The following is an 18,717-nucleotide window of genomic DNA, read 5'->3' as shown; positions in this document are numbered from 1 at the left end:
TGTAGACCTTTTTAACAGTATTTTCAAGCACTCACATCTCTCATTATCTGAAATAGGACTAGTGTTCGTCCAGGCTCGGGCCTAACAGTATGGGGCCATAAACTATGGCAAACAGCACATACGCTCCACTCCAACAGGCAGCAGCGACGTGTAGGAGTATGTCGTCCGGTAGTGGTAGGCTTGGCCCGAATATGCGTAATATTGCGCCGATGTTGATGAGGAGGTAGATCAAGACGGTTGAGGCATTCGCATGTTTGGGGCGGCCAGTATGCCCTAGGCTAGCTCTGGTCATGACGGCCAAGGTCATGACCCCAACAGCTCCAGTCGTGAGTGCATGCAGGGCATCTTCTATCGACAGCCCGATTCCTAGGATTGCCCCCCCAAGGATTAGAAGCGAGAGGGCTAGCCATGCATATCCAATGTGAAGAATGAACACAAGGGGTTCAGGCCAGGTTACCCACCCTTGCCAGCGTCCCAGGCGAATGAAATTGATCATGCCTGCTAACACAAATGCTGTACCGGTCACGAAAGGTGGGAGTGACGCCACCCATGTTATTGCGGCGATTCCAACGAGAGCAATCGAGAGGCTATCAACAAAAGAAAACGGTGGAGACTGTTTCGACAAGCCGTGTTCGTCAAGAAAGTCTTCGGTAAAGCTCGGGACGATGCGTCCACCAATGAGCGTAAGAAGCATCATAATGAGCGCAAGCGCGATTCGTGCTGCAAGGTCGGTGTCGGTTTGGCTGAGCATTCGTGTATGAAATAAAATATTCGCGCCAGCATACACGCTGATGATAATCCCCATTGGTAGGCGATTCCACGCGCCAGCGGTCACGATCTCGCGCCACACGAATCCAGCCACCATAATCAGAAAGGCTCCATCAACAATAGCCACAAGAAGGGGGGGGAGCCAAGATGTCCCCATCGCGAGACGCCCAGCTAGCCATACGCTCAGTAGCAGCATGAGCGGATAACCACTCAGCGGGGGACGGTCGGTCCAGTTAGGAATGGCTGTCAGAAGAAACCCAGTGATCACGCATGGCAGAAACCCAAAGACCATTTCATGTACGTGCCAATCACGAGATGGATAAAGAAATTCAATGTCTGTTGCTCCGGAAAGAATGAGAGTCCAGAGTGGAATGACGATACCGGCAAAGAGGGCGGTGCATAAAAAGAACGGCCGAAATCCGAACGACAACAATGCGGAGCCCTGATAGGTGGGGGTGTCGTTCATTGGTTCAGGGTTATGATAATAGTCATGTATGTGGTTTGACGCATTTGTAGTATACAGTATTGATTGGAGGAAGATGAGGTACTCATGTATTGACGGAAAATTATGAATGGGCATTCAGTATTTTCTGAAATTCTACCTGAACGCTACGCGAAATGATTCACAAAAGTTTCAAGCTGTGAGAAGACAGTCTCGGTCAATGATTGTGCCGTTTCCACACGTCTAAAGGTATTACACGTATGAATACTTCCATTCACGCTGTTTCATTTTCTGGGTTGCTGTGGGCATTCGTGCCTGCGGTTATTGTGATTGGCATCCTGTATCGATGGACTGTTGATGGGCAAACCGCGGTGTATGCTGTGACGCGAATGCTCATTCAATTGCTGTTGATTGGATATGTGTTGACGTATATTTTTGAATCCGAACAAGCCTGGGTGATTGCGTGCGTGTTGATTGTGATGTTGGGCGCTGCGAGTTGGATAGCCTTGCGTCCTGTAAAGAATAAGCAGCCGTACTTGTATCGAAATGCCCTTGGTGCCATCGCGATAGGCGGAGTTTCAACGCTTGCTTTGGTGAGCCAGATGGTGTTGGAGCTCCAGCCTTGGTTTTTTCCCCGCTATGTCGTGCCGCTTGCGGGGATGATTTTTGCCAGTAGTATGAATACCGTGAGTCTGGCTGCAGAACGGTTTGAAGCCGAATGTGAGAAGGCCTGTTCGTATGTCGAAGCGAGAAATGCGGCTTTGCACTCCTCGCTGATTCCTGTCATCAATTCGTTATTGGCAGTTGGACTGGTGTCGTTGCCAGGAATGATGACCGGGCAAATTCTCTCCGGTGTCTCTCCTCTTGTGGCCACAAAATATCAAATCATGGTCATGTGTATGATTTTTGGATCATCAGGGATATCTGCGGCGCTCTACCTTATGTTCGCAAAAGCACGAACAGCATAAATTCAGCTAGGTGCCTTCAGGTAAGCTACGGTCGTCGCTGCCATAAACAGAGATTCACAGATAGCAGGCAGAGATGTGATCGTGTCCGTGTGGCGATTGAGGCATTTCCACAGATTCGGAAAATACGAAGACCTGTGTGGTACGATGATGGTAGTGAAGAGGCTTCGTATCGAGATCTACAGTCGAATCAAACTTCATGATTACGAGGCTGACTGCTCCCTGCGCGGTGTTGTCGTCCCATACTTGGCAGGACATAGGCCGCATGATGTTTTAGTCACAGTCGTCGAGGGTCGCTCAAGTTCAGAGATCACTATTTACTCATAAGGAGAATGTTTATGTACCGAAGTTTTCTGCATCGTTACGGAATTATTGTCGGCCTGAGTGCAGTGTGCCTTTTGGGCGGGGCATTTCAGTCCACGAGTTTTGCCAATGAAGAAAAATCACTCTATGAACGTCTTGGCGGTTATGATGCCATCTCAGCTGTTGTGGATGTCTTTTTAGTAAAAATTTGGGATGATCCGGTCGTTGGTCGATACTTTATTGGGATGGGAACCGATACCAGAAACCAATTACGACAAAAGAACAAAAATCTCTTATGTTTTAATACTGGTGGGCCTTGTAAAAAAATCAATCGTCCATTAGAGACGACACATGAAGGTCTTGGGATTACAGACAAAGAGTTTGATATCGTTGTCAAGCATATCGCATCGACGCTTAAGGAATTTAAGGTGCCCCAGAAGGAATTTGATGAAGTGATGGCTAAAGTCGGCGGCCTTCGACCCTATGTGGTTGATAAGAGAATTGACGGGCCTAGCAGCAAGTCCTAAGCAACGCCGTCCCTAATTGTCCGTTTGAAAATGTCGCTATTCGTCGCTAGAGTCGTCTTCCCAGGCGAAGTCGGAGGCCGCGGCGAGTGAGCGTGGGGTTTGTAGGCCGGTGTAGCGTTGCTCACCGATAATCCAGGTGGGATAGCTTCGAATTTTTTCTTTGGCGCAAGCCGGCGTCAGCGCACTACCGCGTCCACCAGAGCTGCATTCCACGTAGGGGAGTCGCGTTGCTGAGGCTTCAAACACTTCCTTCTGCTCCTGACAGCGAGGGCACCAATAGGCACCATAAAACTTTGCGCCTGAGTCGTTGAGGTGAATTGCCAAGGCTTGGAGTTGTGGATCTTCCGGTCCTGCCGCCGCGCTAAATACTCCGCTATAGTGTAGGTGCAACACGCCGACGATAAGCAGGGCTACGACCGTGGCCTCCTTCACGGACGTCACCCAGTCAGTCGGGCGTTGTGCAATCGCCAGGGTCATTATGGTTGTGATGATGGCAAACGACGCGAGACAGTAGGGGCAGGTTGCCTCAATCTCCAGCACCGAGACGATCGTGAGGTACGCGCTGATGGCAAACCCGCAGATCGCTACAAATACAACTGGACGCCCATAATTGGATTTCGCTCGGCCGTTCCAGATCAAATTAGCCAAGAGGATGTAGGTGAGCAGGCCATAGAAGGCCATGGGAATGCCGAGCAGCGTCGACCAGCGGCTGGCTTGCACTAAATCGCATCCGGATCCCTCGCTACAAAAGGCTGGATGGTCTTCGAACCATGCAACATACGTGAGGTAGGCGGTCAGCAGGATTCCGGCCGCTGCGAGTACCAGCAGCGCTATATTCAGCGGAGGAATCGAATTTGATTCCGGAGTCGAGGCCTGTCCGGAGCTAACGGTCTTTTTGAGTTTACTTGGTTTGGCCATTGAGATAAGGCAATAGACATGAACAAGACAATCAATTATGTATGTATACCATGCGAGCGCGCGCAATACAATAGAAGTGGGGTCAGACTCGACTTCTATGCTATATTGTGCTATGTAACGATCATGGCTTTAACCTAAGAGGTGATTGTATGGCGCGCTTGCCTCGTTTTTTTGCTCCAGGCTCTCCCTTGCATGTAATTCAGCGGGGGAACAATCGTGGAGACATTTTTTTCAATACATCCGACTATCCGATGTATCTCCAATTTTTAGAGGAGGCGTCCGTCCGAAATGGCTGTGTCATCCATTCCTATGTGTTGATGCCGAATCATGTGCATCTTCTCCTGACTCCTGAGCACCCAGAGAGCCTGCCCAAGACCTTGCAATCGCTGGGAAGACGATATGTGCAGCATGTGAATGCCACGTATCATCGGACTGGGACGTTGTGGGAGGGGCGTTATCGTGCCACATTGATTGATAGCGAGGCCTATCTCCTGACCTGTTGTCGCTATATTGAATTGAATCCCGTCCGAGCGGACATGGTCGTTCATCCGCGAGAATACCTCTGGTCAAGTTATCATGGTCATGCAAGTGGCAAGCGGGACTCACTCTTGACGCCTCATGCGTTATATCGAGCGTTAGGGCGAACCGCTGAGGAACGACAGAAGGCGTACCGTGCATTATTTCGTCATCATTTGAGCGGGGAGACGTTAGATGAAATTCGAGAAGCCACGAATAAAGCTTGGGTGTTAGGTCATGAACGGTTTAAAAATCGATTGGCAAAAAAAATGAATCGGCGCGTGTCGCCTCTGCCCCGTGGCCGCCCGCGACTGGGGTCGGAATAAGATGAGCGCACACTTTTTTTGAATCACAATTGTTTGAAGAAGGGTTCGTACCATGGGTTTGTCTACTCGTAATGATTCTCCGTCGATGAAAGCGTCAGATTTGCTTGTGCAGTCATTAGAGGCGGAAGGGGTAGAATATATTTTCGCCCTTCCCGGTGAGGAAAATCTGGATTTTCTGGAGTCCTTGCGATCCTCCAGCATCAAGCTCGTGCTTACGCGTCATGAACAGGGTGCTGCCTTTATGGCAGCGACCTATGGTCGTTTGACCGGTAAGGCTGGTGTGTGCTTAGCGACTCTAGGACCAGGGGCCACAAATTTAACCACACCGGCAGCGTTTGCAAATCTTGGCGGGATGCCATTGGTCATGATTACTGGCCAAAAGCCAATTAAGCAATCCAAGCAAGGACAGTTTCAGATTGTTGACATCGTGAGTTTATTCGCGCCGATTTGCAAAATGACGAAACAAATTGTCCATGGCAATACCATTCCCGCTCTTGTCCGTGAAGCGTTTCGTCTCGCAGAAGAAGAGCGTCCCGGGGCTGTCTTGTTGGAGTTGCCGGAAGATATTGCTGCCGAAGAAACCACCGAGCAGGTTTTGCCTCCTCATGAGCGATATTATGCCGTCGCCGATGATGCAGTGTTAGATAAAGCCGTAGCGCTCATTCGTCAAGCGACTATGCCGTTGATGTTGGTCGGAGCCGGGGCGAATCGCCAAGACGCTCGTGACGCTTTATGCGAATTTGTACAGGCAACACGGCTGCACTTCTTCAACACGCAAATGGGGAAAGGCGTGGTTGATGAACGTTCAGAGCTGTTTTTGGGTACAGCGGCGTTGTCTGCTGGTGATTATGTGCACTGTGCGATTGAACGCGCCGATTTGATTATTAATGTCGGACATGACGTCATAGAAAAGCCTCCATTTTTTATGAAAGTAGGTGGAAAGAACGTCATTCACCTGAACTATAAATCTGCACAGGTCGATCAGGTGTATTTCCCGCAGGTCGAAGTGGTGGGTGATTTGGCTCGTTCCATTCGGCGTCTGCAACAAAAGCTTGGCGGTGATGTGCCCTGTCAGTCATCATATTTCCAAAAAATCCGTGGCGAAATCGAAGCGCACATTTCGGAAGGGGCTCATGACGCACGGTTTCCTGTCATTCCACAGCGTGTTGTCGCTGATACCAGAAGCCTCATGGGCGAACACGATATCATCGCGTTAGATAACGGGATGTATAAATTATGGTATGCGAGAAACTATAAAGCGTATCAACCCAACACGGTGCTTCTCGATAATGCGCTGGCTGCCATGGGGGCGGGCTTGTCTTCGTCCATGATGGCCTCGATGCTGTACCCGGACCGGCGGGTCATGGCTATTTGCGGTGATGGCGGATTTATGATGAATAGTCAAGAGTTGGAAACGGCTGTTCGCTTGAAACTCAACCTGGTGGTAGTCGTGTTGAACGACAACGCCTATGGCATGATTCGTTGGAAACAGACCAGCTCAGGCTTTCAAGACTGGGGCTTGGATTTCGGGAATCCCGACTATGTGAAATACGCTGAAAGTTTCGGAGCGACCGGTCATAGGGTTGAAGCGGCAGACGCATACATTCCCATAGTAGAGAAGGCGTTCAAAGCAGGAGGAGTTCACCTGGTTGATATTCCGGTTGATTATTCTGAAAACCAAAAAGTCTTGATTGATGAGTTGGCAGACAAGGTCTGTTTACTATAAACAACAGAGCAGAAAACGGCTAGCATTCTACGCACTATAGCGAATCCAAATAAGTTCCAAAGAGGAAAATACCACGAACTCCGCGCGGTACAACGGGGATACAAGGAAGGTTATGCCCGCCTGGATGACCTACAGGCGATTGACGGTTCAATAACGAAGGGTCAATCAGCATTCAGTACGAGGACATATAGATTCGGCATAACTGAAACGGCTATAGAAATTGTTGTCCCGTTTGATCGGCAAGTTTACTGTAAGGGTATTGTTTAATTTTCCCTAAACTGCTCAGTTGAGTTTGCTACGACTCGTCTCGCCAGTCTCGGTTGCTTGTTGAATATGTGAGATTCGAGAGAAGGAATCTTAGGGTCACAACTTTTTTTATTGTAAATTAGTCAACAGGAATTAGACTCTACCTGCTACTGTCTTGGCGTTTAAGAGGATAGGAGATGAGGTTTTCTAGGTCCCGAGTATAGATCGTAAAACCACAAATGAATACACGGGGATTCATGGCTGGAAAAGGATCCATTGTCCTTCTGGTAATGTGCTTGGTCATTTTGGCTGGTATAGTGGTCATATCCTGGCGGGGACCCATTGGAACGGAAAACACAATAATGCCTCTGGGGGATTCTCTCACGCAAGGCTGTTGCCAAGTTCCTTCCCGCGCTTGTGATCTCGGATACCGCCATCCTCTCTATCTTCAATTAACCCAAGCAGGTTATTTTGTGAATTTCGTGGGAAGCCAGCACCACCCTCAGGACGACTGTGCCTTACCTGGCAATTCAATCGATTTTGACAGTGAACATGAGGGATATTATGACAAGACAGCTGACTGGATTAGGGATAGAGTTGTGGAGTTTCTTCAGGCGAATCCAGCGGAAATCGTGCTTCTACATATCGGGACGAATGACCTAAGGTCTGGTCAAGATCCCCACGAAATCGTAACCGAAGTAAGCCAGATTCTCGATGAAATTGATCAGTATAGCCAAGACGTTACGGTGATTCTCGCTCTCATAATCAATAAGGTGCCAATCAGCTCTATTTACAAGCAATATAATACCCAGCTTGCGGCGATGGCGCAAACGCGTATCGCTAGGGGCGATAAACTCATTGTTGCGGATATGGAGACCGGCGCAGGCATTGACTACCATCTTGAAGGTGACGGGGGAGACTTTTTCGATAGTTTCCACCCTAACAACAACGGCTACGCAAAAATGGCAGATGTGTGGTATGACCACCTCAATCTATTACGGGATTCCCTCGCAGCATCAAACCGGCCGCTCCACAATTAACCTTCTCGCCTCTCCGAGTTGTTTGTCACCGACTACCGTGCGATGGTCGATCGCAAAAGATGATTCGATAAATGAATTCATCCTATTATTAAAAGCCTCAGATTTCAGTCTTGAATCTGGAATACGAATTTACGTTCAACTTGACCAAAAACTGTATAAATCTGAAGCGTTCTTAATGTTGTCCGTTTATCCCGTTCTAGGGTTATCCTCTCTCGATGTTTTGCACATCTAACACAATTTTTCCGATATTCCGATTGTCTTCCATGTAGCGGTGTGCGTCCGACGCTTGAGCCAGGGGAAAGACGGAGTCGATCACTGGCCGCATAGTTCCCATAGCCAAAGGCGTGAGCCACTGCCGTGAGAAGCGTCGTGTCATTTTAATTTTTTCATCTATCGATCTTGTCCGTAACACTGTCCCGTGCACAGATAGTTGCTTCGTTATCAATGCTCTCAAATCGGTTTCCTGTGTGTGTCCACTCATTAGCCCAAAGAGCACTAATCTTCCTTGTTGCCGCAAGCAGTGAAAATTTCTTTGCCAATTGACGGCACCCACGGGATCCACAATGAGATGTGCGCCGTGTCCGCGCGTCTGTTCTTTCACCCATTCGGTGAAATCTTGCTCTTTGTAATTGCAGCCGGCTGTAGCGCCGAGTTGTATGGCCATGTGTAGTTTTTGTGCGGTTCCCGCAGTGACCAATACGTGCGCGCCAATCGAGCTGGCCATTTGTATTTGTGCGGTTCCTACTCCGCTACCGGCTGCATGAATGAGTACGGTTTCGCCGGATTGGAGCGATCCACACGCACATAATGTCTCCTGAGCGGTGAAAAAGGCTTCTGGAATTGCCGCAGCTTCGATGTACGAGAACCTCTCAGGGATTTTCATCGCGAGCCTGTAATCGACTACCGCTTGTTGGGCGTACCCACCGCCCCCTACTAAGGCAAAAATGTATTCTCCTGGAAGAAATCCCCGGACAGCCTCCCCGCATGCCAGGACTTCTCCGGCCAATTCTAGGCCCAAGATATTGGATTCGCCTAGAGTTGGAAGATATTTGCCGCGCCGTTGCAGGAGGTCTGCTCGATTCAAGGCCGTTGCCTGAACACGTATGAGGAGTTGATGCGCATTCGGCTGGGGATTAGGCACGTCAGTCAATTGTAATACCGAAGGGTCGCCAGGCTCTGTATATGTAATCGCTTTCATCCCGCCTTCGTTTACAACTGGACATGAGTTGGATTTGCTATCGTTGGGAGTCCGATTTGGAATGGATTGGGATACGCTTGTACTGTGTGGGAGTGCCGGCTCTTGAGTGTTGTGTGGATGTATGACTATAAAAATGCTCGGCTAGGAACAGGACGATCTAACAGAAAGGTCGCGGGAGTGATGACAAAGAAGCAGATGCGTGTGCACGCGCTCGAATGGTAGGCCAGCTGTGAGGTGACGCCGTGACGATCCTTCTTCAGTCAAAGTGATCTTTTCTGAGCACAAAAGCATCGATGACAAAAACGCTTCCAGAATGACGTTCCAGAAACGGCTTAAGCCCCGACAGTATGAGCTCGACCTTTTCCTCCGGCACCACGGTCAACACCATTTGCAGACTGCTTGTGTCATTAAACATCAAATGTCCTTCGTGGAACCCGCTATGTCCTTTTCCCGAAAGGTTGCTGAAAATCGTATAGCCACTGGCTTTGATTTGATCGAGCACGTCCGTCACGAAGTTAATGTGCTCGCCATCAATGATGACTTTGATTTCTTTCATCGGGTACAGCTTGATGGTACTCATGATGTCCTCCTAGCCCTCCTCAATCTAATAGATTACTGAATACGTTGCCAATCGTTCCGCGAATCATGAATAAAGAACTCCCTGGAGGCTGGATCGAGAGCCACGAGATTGATCCAATGATTGCCGATGAGGCGTTGAAGAATATCATGCCGAGCAATGATCATACTAATTCGTTCACGCGGTGCCTCGATAATCACGAATAATCGCATCGGTTCGTGATAGGGTTTGTCCCCATCAAGAACTGTTTGGACTGGCAAGCCAACACAGATATCACTTTGGGACCCATACATGACTCCGATACGGCTGACCACATTGTGATAGACCTTGCTCCCGGCACCATACACGTGTGGGTCCACCGTGGAAAAATAATGCTCCATGTTGATCCAATTGCCTACGATCATCGGTGCGGTCATGATGATTTCCAAATATTTTCCCGCCTCGTCTTGCGAATAATCGTACGAGTGTAAAAACGTTCGCCCTTCAAGATCAATCCCTTGCGTAAGAAGTCGTCTTCCCACAATAAATGTGGTATGTCGAGAAAGGCCCCACTCGGGCCGAACTTGAGACCAATCGATGCTGCGTTGTTTTGTCCGTTCAGCGGCCTCATCCAATGATTCGCAGCCTTTGTCGTCGGGTAAGCGAGTAAGCCGTTCCCGACTATTGCGGCGTGTGGCTTCCGACAGGTCGTGTTGCAATCTCAGTAAATCTTTGCGATGGGTGGCCGGGACATCTTCCAAATCAAACAACTCCACTTCGTCTGTCGTGGTGTCGTGTTGACCCGGAAGGAAATGCGTATCAGGCGGAATATGAATGCCTTTTTGCGCCAGAATTTGTCTCACCTGTGCTTTGTTGGCCATCGAGGCAAACGTGCGTGCATTGGAGACCCCGTGGTTTCCTCCACAGGCTCCACAATCTAACGCCGACTCAAATGGATTGTTATCTGAAATGCTGCCGTGAGCACATACGAGAAAGAGTCTGGAGAATGTTTTTGTGGATCCAATAGCCCGAAGAGCGGTTTCCACAAAAAGCGCTTGTTCCGTGATGGTAAATCCCGTCTGTGTGATGCGATGCATCCGATTAGTAACGGCGCGGTCGTGTACACCATGGCTTCGTAAGTCTTCAATAAATTGCGTGTAGTCAGATTCCGTCCACTGGAGTTTGCTGAGTAATTCCTCGTCCTCGCCCGGATCAAAAGCCATTTGGTCCAATGCTTGCTTGCGTAGTCGTTCAACTTGGTCATGAGAAACAGCCATTCCTGGTCGGCCGCATTGTTCGATGAGCATGCGATAGATCGCTGCGCGGTGCTCTGAGGCCACCATTTCCTCTGCTTCCTGGGCGGTCAACTTGTCAACAGTCAACGTCGTCCCAAGAGGAGTGTCAAATCGCTCTGAAAACCAGGACGTGATCCGTTTAAACCACAAGGGGCTCAAGGTTTGACCAAACAGCCGAAATCCGAAAAACCAGCCAATGGCTTCGACCATGATATAGGGTGTGATGACATTCTCTTTTAAATCATGAAGCAGGGTATGCCCGGTTTTGGCTAATTGCTGTCGTTCCAGAAATTGTTGAGCCGCCTTGGCTTGATAGGCTCGAGGAATTTCTTTGATAACATGCTTGGGCTTAAGCAGCACCGGACATTGATCGGTTTCTAACTCGCTACCAAACCCTTGATAGGAAAGAGGAACGCCAAAAAATCCGGCAAATCCAAAAGTCTCATTCCCTCCGACCTCTTCGAAATGTCGACGAAAACCTTCGGACCGAACATCGATGCAGAAAACCCCTTGAGCCAACGGACGTGATTCAGCGGGTTCTTCCTCTGACTCATCGATTTTTGCGAGCTTCTCAAGATTCGGAGCAAACCCTGGGAGAAACCCTTTGATGAACGAGAGTTCGAAAGCTTTCAGCCAAATTGGCCCATGGTGTACCTCAGGAAACTGCGACACCCATTCCAAGAGTCCGACCAACGTTTCTTGAGGACTCGCGATTAATTCGTTGACAGAGAAGTCAAGGGATTTGGCGAGATGCAATGCAATTAAGGCCTTTTGGTGAATGTCTTGTTCTCGGCGAATGGACTGCCATGTTTCGCTGATGCGGACGGCATTTTGGTCCAGTTCAGCAATCGGTAAGGGGTGTTGCACGAAATATGAAAGCCCAAGATCCTCGACAATCTTTTCCGGCAAACCTGTGAGCTTCCATTCCTTGTACAGTCCATATCCAGAGGAGTGGCTCTCGAGATAAGACTGAATGGCGGGGTAGGTTCCTGGAATGCCAAGCTTGTCTTGGCAAGCCAATGCGACCAGTTCTTTTTCGTAAAACAAGCGCACCGCGAGGTATTTGACCAGATCAATGCGATTGGCATTTTGCCATTGATAAGCCAATTGTTCAGAACGCCACTTGATGAATCCAGCCCATCCTGAAAGCTGGGAAAAATGCATGGTGAAATAATCCATCCACAATTCACGAGGGATGGCCATGGCCTCGAGACATTCGATAATGGCATCTTCTGATTGATCCGGAAGATGTTGAACTTTTGACTGCCATTGTGCAATGCCTAACATCGAACCAGACTGATCTCTCTGGGCTAAGGCTTTCCATCCACCATAAAAAGTTTCTTCTCGAAAAGGCATAGACCAGGGAGCATGCCCTTCATCCAAAAAACCGCCACACCATTTGATGAGTTCATAGTTCGTGAGATCCTGAACCGTGGTGCCCAGTGTTTGATCGCACCAGGCGGAAAGGATGTAGGACGACGCAAGTTCCTTTCGCTCCGAAGCGGCATGATCATTGAACGAAAACGTCGGTGGTTTAGCTTGGTACAGCACGTGGAGTCTCTCAATGAGCGTCTTCACGTCCTTGTCGTCTTGATGCGCTTGCAAAAGGGCTGAAGCGACATCCGGAGCGGTGTACCCGGTTCCATTGATGAGAATAGAGCGCAATGCTTCGAGATGAGAAACCTTTCGATTGTCAATAGCGATGAGTTGATTGTCACTCTGATCTTTTAACGCTTCATCAATGGCATCTAAGGTAATGCGTCCTTGCTGGTAATAACTCCGGTATTCGGTATTGGTGAGATACCCTTTTCCACCAAGAAATCTTGTGCCTTCCTTTATGGCCTCATCAAATGACAAGTGTTCTAAGCCGTGCAGGGGATTATGGTGAATGAAGGTTTGCATCGGCCAATAGTGGGAAATGGGCTCTCCCGCTAATTTAACCAGCGAGAGAACTTCCGTTCGCTGTCCGCCTCTTGATTGTTCGATTTCTCTTACTTCAGCCACAATTAATACTCTTTAAAAAAATAGTCCTGTAAAACCGGCTGCAGCAATCAGCAGACTCAAAGCGCTGATTTCCCCGGTGGTCAAATCCGTGTAGGGAATATCCGGTCTGGCTTTTCCAAAAGCCGTTTGATGCATTAAATGTGAAAAATACCAACTCCCCAACATCCACACGAAAAAGATGATGAAGCCAATGATGACAAGGGAAACATCTTGATGGTCCGTTGTCGGCAGGGAAGGCAACCCTGACAATATCGGAACAATCGGAAGCACCACAGCGATGCTAATCAGAATTATCAACATCACTCCCAGTCGCGGCATGGCTAAGGCCAAGCCTGGCAGGGTTCCGATGGTATGTGATCCAAACCGTTGTTGAATGCAGTGATACGTGAATAGCAGGCCCGTCATCACGAAGGCAATGGTCACCCCAAATGGTATGAGCCATTGGGAAAACGTCGAGAACACGGTAGACAGTCCCCACAACAAGGAGACTTGGGCGATGGTTGCATAGGTGAGCAATGGTCGAATTTGACTTTGCCCTAAGCACTTCATTGAGGAATATAGAGCACTGACTACGGCTAACCAGGAAATCGTCGATAGCATGCCTTCTGACAGGAAATTTTTGAGTTCCATGAGCTCAGCCAACCCGAGAGAAAGGAAGACAGTCGTCCATAAACCAGACATGGCTCCAGGAGAAGAACTCACGAGTGAAGCGAACGGGACATGCAACGGAGGAAGAGGGATAAGTATCGTTGTGACAAACAGCCCGGCGACCATGGTCAGAGAATCATCAGAGAAGGAAGCCACGAGGGTCAGAACAATCGCTAATGCAAATTGAACGAGACTGATCGTTTTGAACAAGGTGGTCTTGCGCGACTTCAAGAGCGAGTAGGCCGCAAACCCAAGAACCCCAACGAGGCAATACCGATTGATGGGGGAGGGTGTCAGTAACGTTCCAACCCCAAGCCCCGACACCGCAAGTATTTCAACAAGTGCCGTTGACGCATGTTTTGAGCGATGTTGTCCGACGAACGCACACAGCGCTGAAAGAAGAATCGCAACAGCTAATATTATGGTATCTTCAACGTTCATGACAGTCGCAAATGCTTTCTCTTCTTACGCTTTAATACCGGTGGGCGATTTTTTGAGCCCATTGAAAGAGCGTGTTTCCCCACCTCTTGTAGATGAAATCCACATACAGCCGGTTAATCAACAACACATACAATTTTTGCAGTATGGCTTGCCCCTTCTCTGCATTGAAAATCTTTTGTCCTTTGGCACCGGTGTAGGCATAAATCCACCCAACGAAAATTAAGACTGTGGAGACGACAATGAGCATATCAAACACGATTGGATTCAAAGCCGCAGCAAGGAAGAAGCCATTTGCCACTCCCGGTTCGGGGTACAGAAAATGGGTAAACGCTTCCCCTGCCCACAAGTAGGTGAATCCGATGAGAAATAATGCGGCAATCATCGCACTCGCCACTTTCCAGGAAGCCACGGCATGCAATCGATACAAACTGAAAATCGCTTGCGAGGCGGTCACCCAACTAAAAAAGAGAAAGATCACGGCCCCATGAGCATCTTCAAGCGGGACTTCCAATAGATCATGCGCCACCATCACAATAATCAGCGGCATAATCAACGTCACGAGCATTCCCGTGATCCAAGTGGCTTGGGCAGGAAGTTTCGTTGGCGCATGACTGGAAGATTCAGGAAACTTCGGTTCGTGACGAGCGGCGTGAATAACATTGCCCGCACTGAGAAAGAGCGAGGCTTTGAACAGCCCATGCGCAATCAGATGGAAAATAGCCAAGGCAAAGGCCCCAAGCCCACATTCCATGATCATGTAGCCCATCTGGCCCATCGTGGAGTACCCGAGCGTTTTCTTAATATCATTTTGGACGAGCATCATCGAGGCTCCCAAGACTACGGTCAGGGCGCCAATCACAAATACAACATGAAGCGTGTTGGGTGAAAGCGCATAAAGCGGTGCCAGTCGATTGAGAAGGAATCCTCCTGCGTTGATGATCCCTGCATGCATGAGAGCTGAGACCGGGGTGGGAGAATCCATGGTATCCGGCAACCACACGTGCAGAGGAAATTGGGAAGATTTTGCTATGGCGCCAACAAAGATCAGCAACGTAATGATAGCGACGACATTCACGTCGAAGAGATTTCCTGGTAGCAATGAAATCATATGAGATTGTTGTGCCGCCCGCTCAAAGAGTTCGTTAAATTCAAGCGTACCGAAATATTTGTACGTCAGAAAAATCCCACACAGAAAAGCGACGTCTCCGATGCGATGCACCATCAATGTCTTAAACGCATTCTGGTAGGCGGGCATATGCTCATAATTAAACGCGAGAATCAGATACAGGGTCCAACTTAAGAGCTGCCAAAACACGAACAGCATTAATAGGTTGGGGCTGGAAACCAGCGCAAGAATGACAAAGGTCATGAGGCCCAGTAAGGCAAAGAATCGAACATAGCCTGAATCGCCATCCAGATATCGAACAGAATAGACATGAATCACAGTGCTGACACTGGTAATGAGCACCATCATCACAGCCGTCAGTCGATCGACGAAGATCCCAACACGAAACAAGCCAGAAGCTTGGTCTTGAATTGGCCATAGGGTGACATGAATGGTGTCCCCAGTGCTTACGGTATACAAGGTGACAATAGACAGAAGACATGCCACGCTTGTAGCCGAAATTCCGATGGTCGGCACGTAGGCGGTCAGGCGTTTGCCGCCGACGCTCATAATGAGGCTAGCCAGTAGTGGAAGTAACGGAATGAGAGCTGCGATACTCATATCATCCTATTCGTGTACTCTGCCCATGAAAAGTTTTGTCGTCGTTGTGAGGTCATAGTGAGTTCATCGGCACATTGAACACGGTCGTTGAGCAAGCTAGATGTACTTGAGCCCTAGCACATATATCAAGGGGCCAGAAAGTTAGTGAACGGCTAGAAGGGACGCTTGAATGTGCTCCCTCGACCAGACGGTCACAGACCGTGATTTTGTACAATACTGTATCCACACAAATCTTGGGTCTAATGTATCAACCTTGTTGGTAAGGTTCGCAACTTATTTTTGGACCTAGAAAATGAGGCCGGCAAGGAATTGCAATGAGAGCCTCTGAACCTGGGGGTGACATAATGGACTGACGCGCTTGCTAGGTCTGTAGTCCCTATGGGTCTTTTGTGCTGGAGACATGATAAGAAACATAAAAGATGAATGACGCTCCCTATCCACCACACTCCTATATGTGATCAATGTGCAAACGAAGAAGAATGAAGACGACATGCAGGTGGTTGGATAACATGATCGTTACACAATGTGAATAAACAACGGGAACAAACGTGATTGTGTATTCTACTATACATTCCTTATGACCTTATGTAGATAGGTCTTCTTGCCTACGTTAGCCTGACATGTTTTGTTCCGGTCGCGTAGCATTCTGGCCCTCCAGTACTAGAAATATAGACACAGGAGGTCCCGATAAGATTGTCGCATTCTGGCTTCCCAGAGGTACATGTAAGGCAATTATTGTTCTATGGTGTGCATTGTGATTCGCCAAAGCGTGTTTTCGGAGCGTATGACAACCACTTCATGTACGCCATTAACAACGCTGTATTGCCTAGCTACTGTCCTGCAATGGCCGGTATGTTGATCCCTCCGCGCTCAAGGCCCATGATGACGGTCAAGGCTGACGGTGCATGTTGCACGATTTCCTTCTGCACTTCGATACGACGCAGGTCGACAAATTCTAGGGCCGTTAAGCCGAGAGATTCCCGATAGGCTCTGTCAGCGATCCCGCGTTGTCTTTCAGCTTTCTCACGTTCTTTTTCCGCCTTCTGGAATTCCCCCATTGTGATCTTGCGTTGTTCTTGAATGATGGTTTGCGTCGTCTGATCGACTACGCCTTGTGGAGGAAGGATGCTCCCGACAACCACGCGATTCAAGCGAACGGGGATGCCCTGCTTCCCAATCAGCTGCGTTTGGACCTCTCGTGCAATGGCATCCTGCAACTTCGCTCGTATGGTTGGCTCGGTTGTGAGCTGAAAAAGGGGGTATTTTTGCACTTCTTCTCGTACAAAGGTCCTAAAGGCTTCTTTGACATTGTGTTGATACCAATCGGGTCCATACTTGGAAATCAGTTCCGGCGACCGCCCTTCGATGACATTGGCGATCAGAAAGGCATCGAATGATACCGGAGCGTTTTCGGCTGAAATGATATCGAAATGTTCCGAGTATTGAATCGGGCGAATGTCGACGGGGATGACTTTCGTCGTCGGTGCGGCGATCACTCGACCAGTCTTGCTTGGAACAGGATCGACACCGCCATGGCCGAAGAAGAACGGTTGTTCAACTAATACCCCTTCATGCCCCGCGTCGATTGCAACGCATCCCATGCTCATGAGTCCAAACCCCATCATCAATCTTCCTATAAGTAACGTTGTCTTGATCATTTTCTCCTCCTTCCATATGAAAGGGTGATGTATGAGTGACAGCCGTTTGTAATTCTCTTTTCACGTGCATTATTCGTGAACACAGTTCGACGATTGGGCCAGCGTGTCGGCACATGGCATTAGACTCTCTTGAATTATATGCGGAACGGTCTAGCCATGTCCCAGCCGTCTCCCCACAGTGTTTGTATGGCACGAGACTTGATCCTACTGTTCTCAAAATACAGGACTGTCGAGACTGTATGGGTTATCAAAACTGATACGAAGTCGTATCTGTTTCGATACGTTTCCTATTATCTCCAAGGCGGCAGTTTTTATATGTTCTCTGTTCGATATTGACGCAGTATGTACTTAATGCAGGGATATTTAAAAAATAAGCAAACACAATACGTGATGGGCTTGTCTTTTGCAGGAATATTTCCATGAGGGATTTGTGGATGTTGAGGTCTCATCCACATTGACAGATTCATGACAACTGCGGGCGGGATGAGAATTAATGTGAGTAGGGAAAAAACAATTCCTATCATGTAAAGGGAATATGTCTCGAGCAGGCTACTACAAAGAGAAGGAGTTGCCATGGCTTCCTATCAACAGCAAGGACAATCAGGCATGATACGACAGGCGGATGTTGGGGGAGTAGTCGATGAATTCATGCAGACTTTTCCTAACTTATTTGGGAGAAAACGAAAGACACTGCAAGAGTGTTTCAAGCGTATGGCGAGATCACTGTCAAACGCTCGGCGATCCGGTGCGATTCAATTTGGGATTCGTGACGGGAAGAAAATGAGCGACTGGTGTCTTACGATGACGCCTGAGGGATGTCAGGTCGCAGAGGCGAAAATAGAGCACCCGACATTGGAGATCCTGACAGATAAGGTAACGTGGATGGAAGTGGCGAACGGGAAGATGGCACCGATGGAAGCGTTTGGGCAAGGGAAAATGCGCGTGCGAGGAGATCTGCAACTGGCCCGGGTGTTGGTCAGGCGTCTTCATCGATAATGCCTGCCTGCATGTGCAAGACTGGCTGCTGGTACGACGTTGGTATGACACACTATTCTGTTTATGGTGTATTACGCAAGGAGTCATGACGATGGCAATGATCACTGGAACCGTTGATTGTTTTCGTGTTTCTGAAGGTTTAGGGGGAGTCACCATCCGAGATGCTTCAGGAATGACAGAGACGTTGCTCCTCTGGTTTAACCCTGGCGGTGGGTCAGGAATTCCTCCACAGCTGACCGCGTTTACCCGTGTGCTCCATAGTATGTGGATCTCGCAACTACGTGATGCGCATGCCAACGGGTTGACCGTGACGATCATCCACCCTGAGAATTCAGCCGAAGTAACATCCGTCCAATTAGGATGACGTGGGCGGGAGTCCTTATCCGTCGGACGAGTGTACAAGTCGAGATGACGAAGG

At 48.9% G+C, this 18,717-nt stretch carries 15 protein-coding genes; 7 read left to right on the top strand and 8 right to left on the bottom strand.

Annotated features, from left to right (window positions below; translation table 11 throughout):
- Positions 1–58: 58 nt before the first annotated feature.
- Positions 59–1,234, bottom strand: coding sequence for an NnrS family protein (locus ACWHX8_RS18570; protein ID WP_447969624.1), 1,176 nt, complete (start codon positions 1,232–1,234; stop codon positions 59–61).
- 236 nt (positions 1,235–1,470) lie between these two features.
- On the opposite strand from ACWHX8_RS18570, the gene ACWHX8_RS18565 reads away from it, so the two are divergent.
- Positions 1,471–2,178: an ABC transporter permease gene (locus ACWHX8_RS18565; RefSeq protein ID WP_447969623.1), complete on the top strand. Its 708-nt coding sequence runs from the start codon at positions 1,471–1,473 to the stop codon at positions 2,176–2,178.
- 335 nt (positions 2,179–2,513) lie between these two features.
- Positions 2,514–3,005 carry a group I truncated hemoglobin gene (locus ACWHX8_RS18560; RefSeq protein WP_447969622.1) on the top strand — a complete coding sequence of 164 codons (492 nt, stop codon included), beginning with the start codon at positions 2,514–2,516 and terminating at the stop codon, positions 3,003–3,005.
- 36 nt (positions 3,006–3,041) lie between these two features.
- Here the strand turns inward: ACWHX8_RS18560 and ACWHX8_RS18555 are convergent, their stop codons facing one another.
- Complete coding sequence (locus ACWHX8_RS18555) at positions 3,042–3,923, bottom strand: vitamin K epoxide reductase family protein (protein ID WP_447969621.1); 882 nt, start codon at positions 3,921–3,923, stop codon at positions 3,042–3,044.
- A 149-nt stretch (positions 3,924–4,072) separates the two neighbouring features.
- On the opposite strand from ACWHX8_RS18555, the gene ACWHX8_RS18550 reads away from it, so the two are divergent.
- The 3 genes from ACWHX8_RS18550 (at position 4,073) to ACWHX8_RS18540 (ending at position 7,777) form a co-directional block, all read left to right on the top strand.
- Positions 4,073–4,765 (top strand): transposase, encoded by a 693-nt coding sequence (locus tag ACWHX8_RS18550; protein ID WP_447969620.1) that lies wholly within the window; start codon positions 4,073–4,075, stop codon positions 4,763–4,765.
- 85 nt (positions 4,766–4,850) lie between these two features.
- Positions 4,851–6,491 (top strand): acetolactate synthase large subunit, encoded by a 1,641-nt coding sequence (locus ACWHX8_RS18545; RefSeq protein WP_447969619.1) that lies wholly within the window; start codon positions 4,851–4,853, stop codon positions 6,489–6,491.
- 608 nt (positions 6,492–7,099) lie between these two features.
- Positions 7,100–7,777: a GDSL-type esterase/lipase family protein gene (locus tag ACWHX8_RS18540; protein WP_447969618.1), complete on the top strand. Its 678-nt coding sequence runs from the start codon at positions 7,100–7,102 to the stop codon at positions 7,775–7,777.
- A gap of 202 nt (positions 7,778–7,979) precedes the next feature.
- On the opposite strand, the gene ACWHX8_RS18535 is transcribed toward ACWHX8_RS18540, so the two are convergent.
- The 6 genes from ACWHX8_RS18535 to ACWHX8_RS18510 all read right to left on the bottom strand — a co-directional run bounded on the left by ACWHX8_RS18535 (position 7,980) and on the right by ACWHX8_RS18510 (position 17,303).
- On the bottom strand, positions 7,980–8,975 hold the full coding sequence (locus ACWHX8_RS18535; RefSeq protein WP_447969617.1) for an NAD(P)H-quinone oxidoreductase: 996 nt from the start codon (positions 8,973–8,975) through the stop codon (positions 7,980–7,982).
- Between the two features lie 256 nt (positions 8,976–9,231).
- A complete protein-coding gene (locus tag ACWHX8_RS18530) occupies positions 9,232–9,555 on the bottom strand; it encodes a P-II family nitrogen regulator (RefSeq protein WP_447969616.1) in 324 nt (107 codons plus the stop codon).
- Positions 9,556–9,587: 32 nt separating this feature from the next.
- The gene (locus ACWHX8_RS18525; RefSeq protein WP_447969615.1) at positions 9,588–12,830 is read right to left on the bottom strand and encodes a DUF2309 domain-containing protein; all 3,243 of its coding nucleotides are present in this window, start codon (positions 12,828–12,830) and stop codon (positions 9,588–9,590) included.
- 12 nt (positions 12,831–12,842) lie between these two features.
- Positions 12,843–13,919, bottom strand: coding sequence for a proton-conducting transporter transmembrane domain-containing protein (locus ACWHX8_RS18520; protein WP_447969614.1), 1,077 nt, complete (start codon positions 13,917–13,919; stop codon positions 12,843–12,845).
- A 31-nt stretch (positions 13,920–13,950) separates the two neighbouring features.
- Positions 13,951–15,645, bottom strand: a complete 1,695-nt coding sequence (locus ACWHX8_RS18515; RefSeq protein ID WP_447969613.1) for an NADH-quinone oxidoreductase subunit 5 family protein — start codon at positions 15,643–15,645, stop codon at positions 13,951–13,953.
- An 830-nt stretch (positions 15,646–16,475) separates the two neighbouring features.
- On the bottom strand, positions 16,476–17,303 hold the full coding sequence (locus tag ACWHX8_RS18510) for an SPFH domain-containing protein (protein ID WP_447969612.1): 828 nt from the start codon (positions 17,301–17,303) through the stop codon (positions 16,476–16,478).
- A 573-nt stretch (positions 17,304–17,876) separates the two neighbouring features.
- On the opposite strand from ACWHX8_RS18510, the gene ACWHX8_RS18505 reads away from it, so the two are divergent.
- A complete protein-coding gene (locus tag ACWHX8_RS18505) occupies positions 17,877–18,299 on the top strand; it encodes an SCP2 sterol-binding domain-containing protein (protein WP_447969611.1) in 423 nt (140 codons plus the stop codon).
- A gap of 91 nt (positions 18,300–18,390) precedes the next feature.
- Positions 18,391–18,663 (top strand): hypothetical protein, encoded by a 273-nt coding sequence (locus ACWHX8_RS18500; RefSeq protein WP_447969610.1) that lies wholly within the window; start codon positions 18,391–18,393, stop codon positions 18,661–18,663.
- The last annotated feature ends 54 nt before the right edge of the window (positions 18,664–18,717 follow it).

It is taken from the genome of Nitrospira sp. M1, from assembly GCF_965152605.1.
This window is presented reverse-complemented; position numbering and strand designations above follow the sequence as displayed.

Bases quoted from the DNA above. Each gene is read 5' to 3' on its own strand.
- ACWHX8_RS18570 (WP_447969624.1), bottom strand. From the start codon at position 1,234: ATGAACGACACCCCCACCTATCAGGGCTCCGCATTGTTGTCGTTCGGA.
- ACWHX8_RS18565 (WP_447969623.1), top strand. From the start codon at position 1,471: ATGAATACTTCCATTCACGCTGTTTCATTTTCTGGGTTGCTGTGGGCA.
- ACWHX8_RS18560 (WP_447969622.1), top strand. From the start codon at position 2,514: ATGTACCGAAGTTTTCTGCATCGTTACGGAATTATTGTCGGCCTGAGT.
- ACWHX8_RS18555 (WP_447969621.1), bottom strand. From the start codon at position 3,923: ATGGCCAAACCAAGTAAACTCAAAAAGACCGTTAGCTCCGGACAGGCC.
- ACWHX8_RS18550 (WP_447969620.1), top strand. From the start codon at position 4,073: ATGGCGCGCTTGCCTCGTTTTTTTGCTCCAGGCTCTCCCTTGCATGTA.
- ACWHX8_RS18545 (WP_447969619.1), top strand. From the start codon at position 4,851: ATGAAAGCGTCAGATTTGCTTGTGCAGTCATTAGAGGCGGAAGGGGTA.
- ACWHX8_RS18540 (WP_447969618.1), top strand. From the start codon at position 7,100: ATGCCTCTGGGGGATTCTCTCACGCAAGGCTGTTGCCAAGTTCCTTCC.
- ACWHX8_RS18535 (WP_447969617.1), bottom strand. From the start codon at position 8,975: ATGAAAGCGATTACATATACAGAGCCTGGCGACCCTTCGGTATTACAA.
- ACWHX8_RS18530 (WP_447969616.1), bottom strand. From the start codon at position 9,555: ATGAGTACCATCAAGCTGTACCCGATGAAAGAAATCAAAGTCATCATT.
- ACWHX8_RS18520 (WP_447969614.1), bottom strand. From the start codon at position 13,919: ATGAACGTTGAAGATACCATAATATTAGCTGTTGCGATTCTTCTTTCA.
- ACWHX8_RS18515 (WP_447969613.1), bottom strand. From the start codon at position 15,645: ATGAGTATCGCAGCTCTCATTCCGTTACTTCCACTACTGGCTAGCCTC.
- ACWHX8_RS18510 (WP_447969612.1), bottom strand. From the start codon at position 17,303: ATGATCAAGACAACGTTACTTATAGGAAGATTGATGATGGGGTTTGGA.
- ACWHX8_RS18505 (WP_447969611.1), top strand. From the start codon at position 17,877: ATGGCTTCCTATCAACAGCAAGGACAATCAGGCATGATACGACAGGCG.
- ACWHX8_RS18500 (WP_447969610.1), top strand. From the start codon at position 18,391: ATGGCAATGATCACTGGAACCGTTGATTGTTTTCGTGTTTCTGAAGGT.